General features: G+C 37.7%; 11 protein-coding genes and 1 pseudogene. 5 read left to right on the top strand and 7 right to left on the bottom strand.

The genetic code is table 11. The annotated features are described in order from the left end of the window. The first annotated feature begins 320 nt into the window (after positions 1-320). Together H6G68_RS19585 and H6G68_RS19580 are read left to right on the top strand one after the other, a co-directional pair. Positions 321-1,196 (top strand): lipid kinase, encoded by an 876-nt coding sequence (locus H6G68_RS19585; protein ID WP_190908139.1) that lies wholly within the window; start codon positions 321-323, stop codon positions 1,194-1,196. A gap of 39 nt (positions 1,197-1,235) precedes the next feature. Next, entirely contained in the window at positions 1,236-1,847 is a 612-nt protein-coding gene (locus tag H6G68_RS19580) for an exopolysaccharide biosynthesis protein (RefSeq protein WP_190908138.1), read from the top strand. An 860-nt stretch (positions 1,848-2,707) separates the two neighbouring features. Here H6G68_RS19580 and aroB read toward each other — a convergent pair. Then, the gene (gene aroB, locus H6G68_RS19575; RefSeq protein WP_190908137.1) at positions 2,708-3,802 is read right to left on the bottom strand and encodes a 3-dehydroquinate synthase; all 1,095 of its coding nucleotides are present in this window, start codon (positions 3,800-3,802) and stop codon (positions 2,708-2,710) included. Positions 3,803-3,956: 154 nt separating this feature from the next. On the opposite strand from aroB, the gene petL reads away from it, so the two are divergent. Next, the gene (gene petL, locus H6G68_RS19570) at positions 3,957-4,049 is read left to right on the top strand and encodes a cytochrome b6-f complex subunit PetL (RefSeq protein WP_127055704.1); all 93 of its coding nucleotides are present in this window, start codon (positions 3,957-3,959) and stop codon (positions 4,047-4,049) included. A 169-nt stretch (positions 4,050-4,218) separates the two neighbouring features. On the opposite strand, the gene H6G68_RS19565 is transcribed toward petL, so the two are convergent. The 4 genes and pseudogenes from H6G68_RS19565 to bioB all read right to left on the bottom strand — a co-directional run bounded on the left by H6G68_RS19565 (position 4,219) and on the right by bioB (position 7,764). Further along, the gene (locus H6G68_RS19565; RefSeq protein ID WP_190908136.1) at positions 4,219-4,464 is read right to left on the bottom strand and encodes a DUF7219 family protein; all 246 of its coding nucleotides are present in this window, start codon (positions 4,462-4,464) and stop codon (positions 4,219-4,221) included. A 764-nt stretch (positions 4,465-5,228) separates the two neighbouring features. Then, on the bottom strand, positions 5,229-5,981 hold the full coding sequence (locus tag H6G68_RS19560) for an alpha/beta fold hydrolase (RefSeq protein WP_190908135.1): 753 nt from the start codon (positions 5,979-5,981) through the stop codon (positions 5,229-5,231). A gap of 32 nt (positions 5,982-6,013) precedes the next feature. Beyond that, positions 6,014-6,124: pseudogene (locus H6G68_RS19555) on the bottom strand (chlorophyll a/b binding light-harvesting protein); the annotation flags it as partial. Between the two features lie 632 nt (positions 6,125-6,756). Then, complete coding sequence (gene bioB, locus H6G68_RS19550) at positions 6,757-7,764, bottom strand: biotin synthase BioB (RefSeq protein ID WP_190908134.1); 1,008 nt, start codon at positions 7,762-7,764, stop codon at positions 6,757-6,759. A 531-nt stretch (positions 7,765-8,295) separates the two neighbouring features. Here bioB and H6G68_RS19545 point away from each other — a divergent pair. Both H6G68_RS19545 and H6G68_RS19540 read left to right on the top strand, forming a co-directional pair. After that, positions 8,296-8,871 (top strand): GNAT family N-acetyltransferase, encoded by a 576-nt coding sequence (locus H6G68_RS19545; protein WP_190908133.1) that lies wholly within the window; start codon positions 8,296-8,298, stop codon positions 8,869-8,871. Positions 8,872-8,940: 69 nt separating this feature from the next. Further along, entirely contained in the window at positions 8,941-10,401 is a 1,461-nt protein-coding gene (locus H6G68_RS19540) for a protein adenylyltransferase SelO (RefSeq protein ID WP_190908132.1), read from the top strand. A 10-nt stretch (positions 10,402-10,411) separates the two neighbouring features. On the opposite strand, the gene H6G68_RS19535 is transcribed toward H6G68_RS19540, so the two are convergent. Both H6G68_RS19535 and H6G68_RS19530 read right to left on the bottom strand, forming a co-directional pair. Next, positions 10,412-11,431 (bottom strand): diguanylate cyclase domain-containing protein, encoded by a 1,020-nt coding sequence (locus tag H6G68_RS19535; protein ID WP_190908131.1) that lies wholly within the window; start codon positions 11,429-11,431, stop codon positions 10,412-10,414. 4 nt (positions 11,432-11,435) lie between these two features. After that, on the bottom strand, positions 11,436-14,447 hold the full coding sequence (locus H6G68_RS19530; RefSeq protein WP_190908130.1) for an ATP-binding protein: 3,012 nt from the start codon (positions 14,445-14,447) through the stop codon (positions 11,436-11,438). Positions 14,448-14,817: the final 370 nt, after the last annotated feature.

The raw sequence follows: 14,817 nt of genomic DNA, 5'->3' as shown, positions 1-14,817 counted from the left end.
CATGCAAAGTTGAGGTTTCTTTATTTTTAAGAAACAAGGAATAAATTCACAGCTACTAAAGTTAAACTAGATAAAACCTCACTTGTTTGTGGAAATCCCCAAAAAGAAGTCATCCAATTTCTGAGGATGCTTTACGAAGGCACTGGTGTGATTTAATCTATGACGGTGTTGTACTTTTGTCTAACATATCCTACAGGTTGGGATATCTTTTTAATTGGAAGTTACTGAAACTTTGATACTCATCTCACTAAGCTTTAAGATTAAATGCAAGGTCGAAAGACATGGAGATCTTGACATTTAAACTACAAAAGGTAGGCATTATGAATCCCCGCGCGCTGCTGTTAATAAACCGTCATTCCCGTCAAGGAAAAGAACGCCTCTTGGAAGCTATTCATTGTCTGGAGACACTTGGTTTTCATGTGATTCCAGAATCTACAGAAAACCCAACACATTTGGGTGATGTTATTAGGCGCTATCAGCCCGAAATAGATTTAGTGATAGTTGGAGGTGGTGATGGTACTCTCAACGCCGCAGTAGATGCTATAGTTGATACTCAATTACCTTTGGGAATTTTACCTTTGGGAACTGCTAATGATTTGGCTAGAACGTTGGGAATTCCCAATTCTCTACCGGAAGCTTGTCAAATTATTGCCGGTGGACAGTTGCGACGGATTGATTTGGGTTGGGTAAATGGTAAGTACTTTTTTAATGTTGCCAGTTTGGGATTAAGTGTAAAAATTACCCAGCGATTAACCAAAGAAGTTAAACGTCGTTGGGGAATATTTGCTTATGCTGCCACTGCATTACAAGTAATTTGGGAATCTCGCCCTTTTCATGCAGAAATTCGCATCAATAACCAATCAGTTCACGTCAAAACTGTCCAAATTGCTGTAGGCAATGGTCGCTATTATGGGGGTGGAATGGCTGTATTTCATGATGCCAGCATAGATGACCAAAGACTGGATCTTTATAGTTTAGAAGTTAAGCATTGGTGGCAAATCATACCCTTACTCCCAGCCATGCGCCAAGGTAGACATATACATTGGCAGAGTGTTCGCGCCATACAAGGGCAGGAGATTGAAGTATATACTCGTAAACCACGCCCTATAAATACAGATGGGGAAATAACGACACATACTCCGGCTGTGTTTCGTGTGATTCCTCAAGCTATAGGTGTTTTGGTGCCACCACTATAATCTATCTATTGTGGCCATTCCCTATCACCTAGCACCAAAATGCATTTGAGATTTTCTCAAGAAATCAAGTCTTTACTCCAACGTTTAGCCCAACAGCCACTGACTCTTGGTCATATTCTGGCGGAAACTTCCGAACGGGGTTTTAGCTTGGTGATTGCATTATTAGTTTTGCCGTTTTTGTTTCCGATGCCGCCGGGGTTGACTGGCCCTTTTGGTGGTGCTTGCTTAATATTATCATTGCAAATGGTTTTGGGGAGGCGATCGCCTTGGTTGCCTAAAAAAATCGCTAACTACCAGTTTCCTCGCGCCTTTGCTCAGATCATCTTACACAATCTGCATCAGGTAACTAGGGTGTTAGAGAAAATTGCCCGTCCCCGATTGGCAAGAATAGCGAATAATCATTGGACTTGGCAATTGAATGGGCTTTGTATGTCTTGGTTGACATTGTTACTAATTTTACCAATTCCCTTTACCAATCCTATCCCCACCGTGGCTATATTACTTTTGGCAGTTGCTACTATTGAGTCTGATGGGTTGCTAATGTGCATTAGCTACGTTTTTACGGCCTTGATTACTTTGTTATTTGGGTTTATTGGTTATGCACTGTGGTTAGCCCCCAATTTGCTGCCTGCGATTTTTGCTCCTAGCTAATGTCATCCTCTAACAGGATTTTAGATTTTGGATTGAGTCCACGCATAAATACGCTTGCTCTGTACCATTAAGGAATTATTGGTCAGTAGATCACAAAATTATCTGTTTAGGAAAAAATCTGAACTGTATTACCACTTACCCCCTACATCCTGTTTACAAAACTTTTTGGTTTACTGAATGTCTGAGGATGCGTCTAGAATATCAGGACTGAAGACTGTTCTGTAAAACCTACCCTCGGCTCTGGATAAATGAAATTTGTCACAAAAATATATACTATTCTTAGTTGTAAGCTGCTAATATAGAGTATATAAAATAAACAACTTAAAAAAATAAATCGAGTTAGGCAAATCTGTCATCCTAATTTTTTGTCCTATTCTCACTCAATCGGGAAAGGTTCTGTTTCTTAGAGAACTTTTTTTACTCAGAAAAATACACATTTAAGCAATCCAGTATTGCTAAAATAAAATCCCCAGCTATAAGCTGAGGGACATAATCTAATTAAGGTGCATCTACTATTTTCTTATCCGTCTGAGTTCTAACCATCTCCGGAAGATTTGGGTTAGTCAAAGGATTTTTTGTATAGAACTTAGAAAAAGGTTTAGTTAAACCCCCAGTTTCCACTCTGAGGGCAATTAGTCAATTAAGGTATATATACTTCCGCCTGTGTTTTGGCTTAATCAGGACAAATTTAGCCATCTTTCATGACTATTGGATAAATCAACTTTGAAGAAACACAGGTATAGCAGGTGACGGAAAGGAGGAAAGGAGGAAAGAGGTAATAGTTGTATTTCAGATGTTGCGGGAGCGCAAACCGCACTCGTTGGAAGCTCATATCTCTGCCTCCTTGCATCCAAAACCGATCATTGCATTTTCTGCAATACTAGTCGAACAGTATCTGATGTCACCTCGTCCGTAACTTTCACTTCACCAATTTGGGTTGGTAAGACAAATCGCACTTTACCGGATTTGACTTTTTTGTCTAATTGCAAAGCATCAATAATCGCTTCAATATCTAAATCTGCTGGTAATTGTGTTGGTAAACCAGCTTTTTTAATTAAGGCATTTTGACGTTCTGTGTCTGCTTTTTGCCATAGACCCAATTCTACTGCAATTTCCCCTGCTGCTACCATACCAATTCCTACGGCTTCACCGTGTTTTAGCAGACGATAGCCTGTTAAGCTTTCTACTGCATGACCGATAGTGTGACCATAGTTAAGAATTGCCCGTAATCCAGATTCTTTTTCATCTTTGCTGACAACATCTGCTTTCGCTTGACAAGAATGGGTTATTATGTAATTTATCAGGTCGGATTTTACATAGCGGAGTTGGTCAAGGTGTTTACTCGCTTCCAATTGGGTAAACAATTCAGCGTTCCAAATTACGCCGTACTTGATTACCTCCGCCATTCCCGCCCGAAACTCTCGCACTGGCAGAGTTTTTAAGACTTCTGGGTCAATTAAAACTAGGCGCGGTTGATGAAATGCGCCAATTAAGTTTTTACCGTGGGGATGATTTACGCCGGTTTTACCGCCAATTGCCGAATCTACCATTGCTAAGAGACTGGTAGGAATTTGCACTACATTAATTCCTCTCAACCATGTAGCAGCTGCAAACCCTGTCATATCACCAATAACGCCTCCCCCCAAAGCCACCATTGTGGAGGAACGTTCTAGGCGGTTTTCAAGGGCGATGTCATAAAGTTTTTGAATGGAGTTAAGGGTTTTGTAGCGTTCACCAGGTGGCAGGTTGTAACTTGTGACTTCAAAGCCGGCATTTTTCAAAGATGCGATCGCTCTTTCGCCATAATATTTAAATATCATGGGGTTGGAAACTAGCAATACCTTCTTACCTAGTTTCAAACTCGCCATTTGTTCACCTAGTTGATCTAAACTCCCCGGTGCGATCGCAATATCATAAGACTTTTCTGGTATATCTACTTTAATTACGGAAGTCATTCCCCAACCCCAATATAATCACTCGTCCGCGTATTTTACCTCAATATGGGGATTAGGGACTGGGGATTGGGGACTGGGAAAAATTGTTGTGAATTACAAATTACTAATTATTAATGATTCAATATAAATAAGTAACTAATGTGGAGAAAAACAAATGGCTGTAGTTGAATATGTTGTATTTTTAGGCGTGTTCATGGGCATAGCTGTTGGCTTGCTGTTTGGTCTGCGTTCTGCGAAGATCATTTAGTATTCAGTCGGTTTGATTTTAACCCTTGTAGTACACGAACTTTCTCTGGTACTATATGCCCCCCTTTTTAAGGGGGGGTTGGGGCAATACTCTTCGCTCAAGGGGGAAAAGAGAAGATAAAACCTTTAACCCTGCTGTATAAATCTTGACTACTTAAAAAGCTTTCTAATTAATTAAGCTGAATCGCTTTCTTGCTACGCTTTAACTGTTTCCAAAGATTCTGAATTTGCTTGTAAGCTTCCTCTGGAGCTATTTTACCACCAGTTTGCAAACTACAAATATAATTCACTCGTTGAGAAAATTCTTGCAAGTGTAAATTAAATTGTAAATACTCTGTCTTCAATTCTCCATGATATCGATTACGAGGATAGAGAAAATCAGATAATTCAGTAAGAAAATCAGAACTTGTCTTCATAGGATTTAAGTAATTGTTGAAAATGAAAATTGATGGTTAAAAAAATATGATAATAGATACAATCTTAATTTCAATCATACTGTAAATCACTTCTTTCTATTTTCCAAATACGACCATTTTGACGTTGGGATTATCATATATCTGCATTGCTTACTAATTATGAGTTGTTGCTATAAATACTCAAGTGTTAACTGTTTAACATCAACGCAGAAAAGTTGAGAACATAACTAAATTCAGTCAAATGGTTGAAGTTATTGTTAATTCCAGCGATCATAAATCTACTTTATTGCCAATTCTTCCTATTTAATTAAGGGTTTGATAAAACTTAACAATTATTAATTACGATAAATATTGCAACACAAAATGAGCGACAATAGCTAATTTTGTCGCCGAAAAAGAGTTAATAGGGGTGATATATAGGACTCCTATTTGATTTTTGTTGGCGCAGCCTGCGCTTTGCGCTTACAAAACTCCGTATACCTTGATTCATTCTTCTCTGTTCCCTGTTCCCTATCTCTACGAGTAAATATGGCTACGCCACGCAAGCTATCAGAAACCAAACCGGATTCCTATATATGCCCCTAACAAATACGGTTCTTCGGTACTTTTTATGGAGAACCCAGTTCAAAATCATTGAAAGCCTTATTGTGTCGGCATTTCATTCAAAATATGGGCATTATAGTTTATAATCCTTGCCCCGTAAGGGTTTTGTGATAAACAATCCTCAACCTCCATAAAACAGACGCAAGAGCCACAAATACTTACTAAGTTGTCAAATTTTGGGAAATTAATTGAGATATTAGCATTGGTTGTAGATGATAAAGTTGCCAAAAACTTAATATTTGTTGCCCGACTTCTTGAGGATAAAAGTAATGAAAAAAATGATGTCCTTGAGGGCATTCCCAGAGATTATCTTCAGGCTTGAAATATTTTAACCAGTCCTGTAATGCAGGTGGATCAACAATGGAATCATTATTGCTACCACATACCATCATGGGCATAGAAACACCACCTTTAGGTAAATCAACCAATTTGAATATAGAGTGTGACAAGGGGGTTTGATCCAAATCTTTATCTAAAGCTGACATTAACTTCTTAGTAGTGTGATGAGATTGTTTCCCAAAGAGATTGCGGACACTATTTGCTAATACTTGTTCACGACTGATAGTAAATAGACTTCTCTGCACATAATAGTGAGCGTTCCAAGTATGTGCAGGTTGAGAAGCCACAGCTAATAAAGTTAGCGATCGCACTTTTTCGGGATAACGACGCGCAAAATTTACAGCGATCGCACCACCAGCACCATGACCAGCTAAATGTATAGCATCAGTGCAAGGTGTCAAAAATTCATTGAGCAAATTCACTGCTTCATCTATAGAACTACCTTCGTCTTTTTCTGGATGGTACTCCCACTGAGCGACCTTCATATACTTAGATAAGTATTTTAATAACGGTTGATCAAACCTTGCCAAAGCAGGACTAGAACTTAACCACAAAACATCAAAAATATCAGACATAAATATGCTCACAGAATAGGATAGATGATAGATACGATTAATCCTGCATGGACAACATGAGCGCCTAAAAGCCGTCCTGAAAGATTTGTTAACCGAGTGTTCCCTGACCACCAAGGAATTGACTTCGGGGTTTGCACAGCCATGCTTGTCATGGTGTAATTTCCTGTAAATTGTTGGAAATAGTTGCGATGCTTAATTTACTTATTGAAATAGATATTCAATAAGCTCTAACCATAGCATATCAGATTTATTGAGATAAATTATCACTTATAAAAGATGAATTTTTGTAAAAATCCAGTTGAGGCTATCCCACTGTCAAAAATTATCATCCTCTATATGCAGTAAATACCGTCATTTCCGGCTGTTACTGACTCATTTCGGATACAAAACGAATTATAGCTGTAGCCAGGATAATTAGGACATTATTAATCCTTGAAACTTAGATATAATAAGGCTTTCCCTCCTGCCTCCTGCCCTCTGCCTCCTGCCTCCTGCCTCCTGCTATAACATTCAACAGTTAGTGAATGCCTAATAGCAGCTTATATTAATAGTAGTAACTATCTTGGTGTATTATTTACAGCTATTTTTTGAGAAAAATTAGTAATTATAGTAATTATATTAGTCACTCAAAAATCTCCTTTTAACCTTCTAACTCTGTGTTCTCTGTGTCTCTGTGGTTAAATAAATTACTGTTAAACCACAAAGGCGCAGAGAGAGCAGAGAAAAAAGCAAAGATTGTCTAAGTGACCTTGAAGGAGATAGTCCTAGGCTATATCTAAACAGTCACAGCAGCAGGTGTTTTTTCCTGCTTTTGGAATGGTGGACGCATTTCTAAACCCAGCAAATTCAGCATTTCCCGGTCTGCGTCATAATCAGGACAGGGAGTTGTCACCGTTAACATTTTGTTATCATCGCTGGAAAAGATGGAATTAGCCCCCGCCATAAAGCATAAAGCTTGTTCTACTTGGGAGAGTTTTGCCCTACCGGCACTTAAACGCACATCAGAAGCGGGCATAATGATTCTAGCGGTAGCAATCATCCGCACCACTTCCCAAATTGGGACTTCGGGTTGATTTTCTAAAGGTGTACCGGGAACCTGTGAGAGAATATTGATGGGTACAGATTCTGGATGTGGCTGTAAATTCGATAGCGTGTACAACATTCCTACACGATCTTCGACGCTTTCGCCTAAACCAAGAATGCCGCCAGAGCAGACAGTAACATTAGTTTGGCGGACATTTTCAATTGTATGCAAGCGATCGCTATAAGTCCGGCTAGTAATCACCGTACTATAATATTCTTCTGAGGTATCCAAATTATGATTGTAAGCATACAGTCCCGCATCTTCTAAGCGTTTCGCCTGATTTGCACTCAACATTCCCAAAGTGCAGCAGACTTCTAAACCCATAGCGGTGACATCCTGTACCATATCCAAGACTTGCTCAAATTGGGAATTATCCCGCACTTCCCGCCAAGCAGCACCCATGCAGACGCGACTCACACCAGTTTCTTTCGCTTTCTTAGCAATATTCATCACCGTTTCTTTTTCTAACAGTGCTTCTGGCTTTACCTCGGTTTTATAGCGAGAAGACTGGGCGCAGTAACTACAATCTTCTGGACAACCCCCGGTTTTAATAGAGATTAGTTTACAGACTTGTATTTGTTTTGGATCATGAAATTGGCGATGCACACTAGCAGCTTGATAAATAAGCTCTAGAAATGGTGTATTGTATATGTCCAAAATCTCTGCTTGCTGCCAATTGTAGCGTATTCCCACCATCATTATCCTTTTGTAGATTGGATTTATCAACAACTGCTATAATATCATCACGATTTTTCAGAAAAAATTCCCTCTAAGTAGAGCCGCCTTCAAAATTCAAAATCGAGCCAAGGGATAAAAAATTGTAGCCTCTTACATCAGGGGATTGAAACTCCGACTGCAACATCAACTACTTGTAGACCTAGGGGTATAGGAATCATAAATGATATTTGATAGCTTGCGTGGCGTAGCCATAAAATTTTAAGTCTCGTAGGGTGGGCATTGCCCACCTTAGCAAAGGTTTAGTAGGTAATTCCCACCTTACGTATATTTCAAAAATCAAATATTATTCCTATATTCAACCCGTTACTTGCTGACTAAACAACTTATATAGCCGTGGACAGGGTGGTTAGGACATCAATTGATAATGAAACTCTCACTACAAGAGGGTTTTACTCCTGACTCCTGACTCCTGACTCCTGACTCCTGACTCCTGACTCCTGCTATAACACCTCAACGCTGTTACTAAAAGACATATTCTCAATAATGTAGCTTATGAAATCAGAACTGCCACTAATTACAAGCGAACGCCTGTTATTAAGAATGGCGATTCCCCAAGATACACGGGAAATTATCAACTATTTTCTCAAAAATAAAACCTACCTTACTCCATATTGTGTAACTTGGATTGATGGCTTTTTTACAGAAGAATATTGGCAGGATCAAATAGAAAAACATTGTTTTGAATTCATTAATGACTATTCATTAAAATTATTTATTTCTTCCAAAAAAGATCCCCAGCAAATTATTGGTACTGTTAATTTCAGTAATTTCGTCCGGGGAGCCGCCAGTTTTTGCAATGTTGGATATAATCTAGCAGAAAATGCCCAAGGTAAAGGCTATATGACAGAAGCACTAAAAGCCGGAACTGAATATGTCTTTCAAGAATTAAATTTTCACCGCATCATGGCCAATTATATGCCCCATAATCGCCGTAGCGGTAACGTACTCAAAAGACTCGGTTTTGTGATTGAAGGATATGCTAGAGACTATTTATTGATTAATGGTAAATGGGAAGATCATATTCTCACCAGTCTCACTAATCCCAACTGGAAAATAGAGTATTTCTAAATAGGCATAGCATTGAAAAAGATGGTAGAGATGTAATATTAAGAGAAGATCAATTAAAATTTGCTGATAATGACTCTGGCTGAAACTCCAAATCACACCAATTCTAGTAATCCTTTACTCACCCTTAACTACGAAAGCGCCTTAGAATCTCTAGGTAGTGACTACTATGATGAAGTCACAGCCGCAGAATTTCCCCAACACATTCTGCGTTGGCGCAATAATGCACTACTACCCCGTTTAGGACTTGATCCCCAAGTAGTCAAAGACGAAGATTTTATTACAGCCTTTGGGAAATTTCAAGAACGCAAACCCTTATTAGCACTGCGTTATCACGGTTATCAATTTGGTGAATATAACTCACGTTTGGGTGACGGTAGAGGCTTTCTCTACGGACAAGTGAGGGGAACTGATGGCGAATTATACGACTTTGGTACTAAAGGTTCTGGTACAACACCTTACTCCCGTGGTGGTGACGGAATGCTTACCCTCAAAGGTGGAGTGAGAGAAGTTCTAGCAGCAGAAGCACTACACCGCTTAGGTGTCAGAACCTCACGCTGTCTGAGTATGATTGAGACAGGTTTAGGTTTGTGGCGCGGTGATGAACCTTCGCCCACTCGCTCATCAGTAATGATACGGATGAGTAAATCCCATATCCGGTTTGGCACTTTTGAACGACTGCACTATTTAAAGCGTCCTGATTTAACCAAAAAGCTACTAGATCATGTCATTGAAACTTATTACCAACATCTCAATTCTGAACATGATTCTGAACATGATAAATATGCCCTGTTTTATGCGGAATTAGTGAAGCGAGTAGCCGAACTAGTCGCGCAGTGGATGGCGGCTGGTTTTTGTCATGCAGTCCTGAATACTGACAATATGTCGATTACAGGAGAGAGTTTTGACTATGGGCCCTACGCCTTTATTCCCACTTATGATCTATCCTTTACTGCGGCATATTTTGATTATTATAAACGCTATTGTTACAGTCAGCAGCCAGGTATTTGCAAACTGAATTTAGAATTGCTGCAAGAACCCTTAAAGGCAGTCATTGATATAGGTGATTTGCAAAGTGGTTTATCTAAATTTGCCGAATATTATCTGGCCGAATATCAGACTCTCATGTTGAAAAAGTTAGGATTTGAGGATGGGCAATTTGCCGAAGCTGATGAGCTTTTGCAACTAACAATCACTTTTTTACAAGATAGCCAAATTGGTTATCATCAATTTTTCTCAGATATGGCTCGCACCTTTGACAGTAAATGGCGTGATGAACCTGCATTTGTGATGAATGCTTCCGAGATTGTTCCAGCTTTGGGAGCATCAGCAATTTTTGATAATTGGTGTGTACTATATCATCAAATTCTCAATCATTTTGATCCCAATCAAATGGACATAATTGCCCAAACTCTAGCTAAATATAATCCGCAAACAGCATTATTAAGACCTGTAATTGAATCAATTTGGGAACCAATAGCCCAGGAAGACAATTGGCAACCTTTTTATGATTTAGTTCAGCAATTTCAATAACAGATTCTGATTACGTTAAATTTTCAGATACAATGCGGTTTCTTCCCTGGGCTTTAGCCGCATAGAGTGCTTTGTCAACAATCTCAATGAAGCTATTCGGGAGAATCTCCAAATTAGGAAAAATAGTTGCAACTCCTACACTCAAAGTCACAAAATTATCAACTCTAGATTTAGCATGGGTAATCTTGAGATTATATACCTCTTGTCGGATTTGTTCAGCTAAATATACAGCCCCCTGAAAATCTGTATTGGAGAGAATTATGACAAATTCTTCTCCACCATAGCGTGCTAATAAATCAGTCGGACGCTTAATTGATAATTTAAGTGTTTTAGCAATCTGCTGTAAACAATAATCTCCCCTTAAGTGGCCATAAGTATCGTTATAATTTTTGAAAAAATCTACATCACATAATAATAAAGATAGAGGCAAATTTTCACGAGCAAGTCGTTGCCATTCTAGATTTAAATAGTCATCAAATTTTCTCCGGTTGGCAACTCCTGTCAATCCATCTAACAGCGCAAAAAGTTGTAGCTGCTCATTGGCTGCAAGCAAAGCATCTTCCATTCTTCGGCGTATTTTTATTTCTTCCTGTAATTGATAATTTTGTGCAATCAGTCGCTGATGTTGCTGGTAAATAATCAATTGATTTTTAACCCGTGCAAATACTTCTAACTCTTGAAAAGGCTTTGTAATATAATCTACTCCACCTATCTCAAATGCCTTAACTTTATCTATAGTTTGGTCTAAAGCGCTAATAAAAATTATGGGAATATTTGCAGTTTCTTCCTGGGCTTTTAATTGCCTACAGACTTCATAACCATTTATATCAGGCATATTAATATCAAGTAAAATCAAGTCAGGAGGTTCTATCTTCGCTGCCTGAATTGCAATTTTTCCACTAACTGTTTTCTTAACTTTTAACCCTTTTGACTCTAATATTTTAGAGAGCAATCTTAGATTATCTGGGTTGTCATCAACAATCAAAATCAGACCAAAATTGCTATAGTTATAATATTTGGATAAAGGCATGATTTTATTTTATTTGGTGAGAAGTAAGACTAATAATTGTTTCTATATGGAAATTATCAACTAAATTTCTCAATGTATCAGCAATTTGTTGGTGTTCTGCGGGGATTAGTTGAAAAAGTTCGTAGAGTTTTGCGTCGTCAATTACCAATGCTGCTTCATAAACTTGAGTAATCCAATTAGAAGGCATAACCTGTAAATCAGATCTAGTTAATTGTATTAATTTATTATTATCTAATTTGGGCAGCTTTTGTCGATATTTTTTATCTGAATAAACATAGCGTAATTTTAGATAATGTGCCATTTTTTCAAATAGAATAGTTTCTTCAAAAGGCTTGGCAACAATATCATCACAACCAACATCTAAAATTGCTTGTTTATCTTCTTCAAAAGCACTTGCAGTTAGAGCAATCATAGTCAATTTTTTGCCTTGACTCATAGCTCGAAGTTGCTTGGTTGCTTCATATCCATTCATCACAGGCATTTGTATATCCATCCAAATTAAATCAGGTTTCCATTCTTTGTAAATTTCAATTGCTTCTAAACCATTTTCGACTGCACAGACATCAAAACCAACATATTTCAGCAGTTTGACAAGTAACTGCCGATTTTCTAAAATATCCTCAACAATCAAGATGCGATGTCTAGGCTGTCCGGGTTCTAGTCCCACTACACGCTTGATGTTTTGAATGGGAGAAATCACATCGACGTTATCAGCTAAGGTAAGTTGAAGACAACAAATAAAAGTTGTTCCTTGACCTAAAATACTGTTAATTGTCACATCACCTCCCATGAGTCGGGCAAATTGACGACTAATAGCTAGTCCTAGTCCAGTACCCTGCATAAACTGTCGTCCACTTTTAGCTTGTAGGAATGCTTCAAAAATTAATTCTTGGTCTTCTACAGCAATACCTGTCCCTGTATCTTCAACTTCAAATTTAACAACAATTTTGTCTGTTTGTAGTGGTAAAAATGTAGAATCACAGGCATAAGAAACCTTGATAGTAACGTGACCAACAACGGTAAATTTGATAGCATTACCTATGAGATTAATTAGTATTTGTCTAAGCTTACCTTCATCTCCATAAACATATTGATTCACCTCCGCACCAAATTCAGTGATTAAGTTTATGCCCTTGTCTGCGGCTTTGAGGGCAAACATTTCTTGAATTGAGTAAATGAGACGATGCAAGTCAAAATAGATTTCATTTAGGGTGAGTTGACCAGCTTCTATTTTAGACATTTCTAACACGTCATTAATTAAAGCTAGTAAATGCTCACCACTACGACTAATGATGTCTAAATTCTCTTGATCTTCTTCAGATAATGAGCTATTGCGGGTTAATATTTGAGTGAAACCTAAGATAGCATTGAGTGGAGTTCGTAATTCATGACTCATCTTGGCCAGGAATTGACTTTTGGCTTGGTTGGCAATTTCTGCCTGTTCAGCTGCTTGCTGTAGTGCTAGTTGGGAAAACTCTAGTGCAGCAAGCATGAGGCTATTTCTCATCTCTTGTGCGACTTCAATTTCAAATACTTGCCAGGGGAGTGATTTATCTTTAACTGTCTGTTTCCATAGTTCAAAAGACTTACGTGGGGTGAGGTACGGGTTATTATCTGAGTTAACAGATATTGCTGGATGAGGATTACCCGCCCAATTCACAGTTTGAACTTGCTCTGGTCTAAACCAAATGATGTGATAAGATCGCTCATGAAGAACAATAGAAATTGCTAAAATACCGCTGGCAATATCTTGAAAATTAGTAGCATTTGGATATATTTGCGAGAGATAATCTGTGTAAAAAATCTCTTGTTGATTTTTTTGATTTACTATCCAGTCTACTAAGTGCCGCGTGTCTTGTTCTGAGGGAGTATTACCAATCAAGATTAATTGTCCTTGTAATAAAACAGCAGCACCAGTAGCTTTGAGTAAATTTAATAGGCTTTTTTCATTTCGCTTAAATACATTACCAATGTAGTCTAATTCATTGGTTAAATTTTGATTTAGCTGTGCTTGAATTAGTTTTACTTGTTGACGGTAGAAACTTAACGCCCGTTCCTGATGATTAATTAATTCAAGAGATGCAAATTGACCAATGACTTCACAAATTTTGCGAATTTTATAATCAACATATTTGGTTGAATAATGGTGACAAGCAATCAAACCCCAAAGCTTATTCTCATGCATGAGCGAAATGGTCATTGAACAAGCAACGCCCATGTTCTGTAAATATTCTATATGACATGATGAGATACTTCTCAATATCGAATCACTTAAGTCAAGGGGTTGATTTGTGAGAGGATGATTGCGGGGAATAATTTTGATGGGTTGATAATTAACATCTGGGATAAGGCGTAGCAAATTTTTGTGGTAAAATTCTCTGGACTTAGGGGGAATGTCTGTGGCTGGGTAATGTAGTCCTAAATAACTTTCTAGATGACTTTGTTTTTCTTCGGCAATCACAACTCCGCTATAGTCTGATTCAAATCTGTATATCATTACCCTGTCAAATGCAGTTATTTTTCTAACTTGTTGGGCAATAATATAAGAGATATCAGATAAATGGGGTGCATTAACAATATTAAAAACTGCTCGTTCTAAAAGATGAGTATATCCAATTTTTGGATTTGTTTTAGTAGATGAATGAGGTTCCATTTCCAGAATCAAAACCCCATGAGAGCGATGAAAATTTCCTATAAATACTGAAGATTTTTCTGGAGCCTTAGTGTTAATTTCTAAAAATTCGATAAATCCAAGTTTTTCTTCTTGCAAAAAATTGGTAATTAATTCTACTTTTTCTGGGGAAAATAGATAGTTTAAGTCTTTTCCAAGTAAAGACTCTGCTGGAATTCCAAAAAATTGATTTGTATTTTCACTAACTTGTAAGATTTTTAAATCTGGTTCTTGTAAAGCGAAGATTACACCATGAGGTTGGATATGACCAGGAATATGAAAGAGCTGGTGGTCGGAATTACTACAATCTGAGTTTTCCGGTGGATCAAAATATTGATTATTCATATAATCGTTTTAAAAGTTTGTTTTTAAATTTCTTTGTTTTGATTGAAGTATTATTTAAAATCAAGTAAGTTAAAAAGTAAATATTAGTTTTTGCCTAAAAAAGCAAATTATTAACCTTATTTCTTTCTACCCCTGCTTAGTTTAAAATATTTGTATACAACAATTTATCGGGTGATATGATTATATACTGCCCCAAAAGAGTGATCAGTATTAACTTCTATAACTAAATCAACAGTGGAAGATGTAATCAACGGTTTGATAAATAGACATCTCCGAAAAAGAATTAAATTATGGTATAAGAATATAAAAGTGTATTTTTTGGTAAGACGTTATGGGCAGTATATTTGAATATATTCAGAGCAATCCTCAC

The organism is Anabaena catenula FACHB-362 (assembly GCF_014698735.1).
GTDB lineage: Bacteria > Cyanobacteriota > Cyanobacteriia > Cyanobacteriales > Nostocaceae > Anabaena > Anabaena variabilis_A.
Note: the sequence above shows the minus strand (reverse complement) of the source record. Positions and strands in the feature narration are given on the sequence as shown.

Coding starts and splice junctions, on each gene's coding strand:
- H6G68_RS19585 (WP_190908139.1), top strand. CDS start 321: ATGAATCCCCGCGCGCTGCTGTTAATAAACCGTCATTCCCGTCAAGGA.
- H6G68_RS19580 (WP_190908138.1), top strand. CDS start 1,236: ATGCATTTGAGATTTTCTCAAGAAATCAAGTCTTTACTCCAACGTTTA.
- aroB (WP_190908137.1), bottom strand. CDS start 3,802: ATGACTTCCGTAATTAAAGTAGATATACCAGAAAAGTCTTATGATATT.
- petL (WP_127055704.1), top strand. CDS start 3,957: ATGGCTGTAGTTGAATATGTTGTATTTTTAGGCGTGTTCATGGGCATA.
- H6G68_RS19565 (WP_190908136.1), bottom strand. CDS start 4,464: ATGAAGACAAGTTCTGATTTTCTTACTGAATTATCTGATTTTCTCTAT.
- H6G68_RS19560 (WP_190908135.1), bottom strand. CDS start 5,981: ATGTCTGATATTTTTGATGTTTTGTGGTTAAGTTCTAGTCCTGCTTTG.
- bioB (WP_190908134.1), bottom strand. CDS start 7,764: ATGATGGTGGGAATACGCTACAATTGGCAGCAAGCAGAGATTTTGGAC.
- H6G68_RS19545 (WP_190908133.1), top strand. CDS start 8,296: ATGAAATCAGAACTGCCACTAATTACAAGCGAACGCCTGTTATTAAGA.
- H6G68_RS19540 (WP_190908132.1), top strand. CDS start 8,941: ATGACTCTGGCTGAAACTCCAAATCACACCAATTCTAGTAATCCTTTA.
- H6G68_RS19535 (WP_190908131.1), bottom strand. CDS start 11,431: ATGCCTTTATCCAAATATTATAACTATAGCAATTTTGGTCTGATTTTG.
- H6G68_RS19530 (WP_190908130.1), bottom strand. CDS start 14,447: ATGAATAATCAATATTTTGATCCACCGGAAAACTCAGATTGTAGTAAT.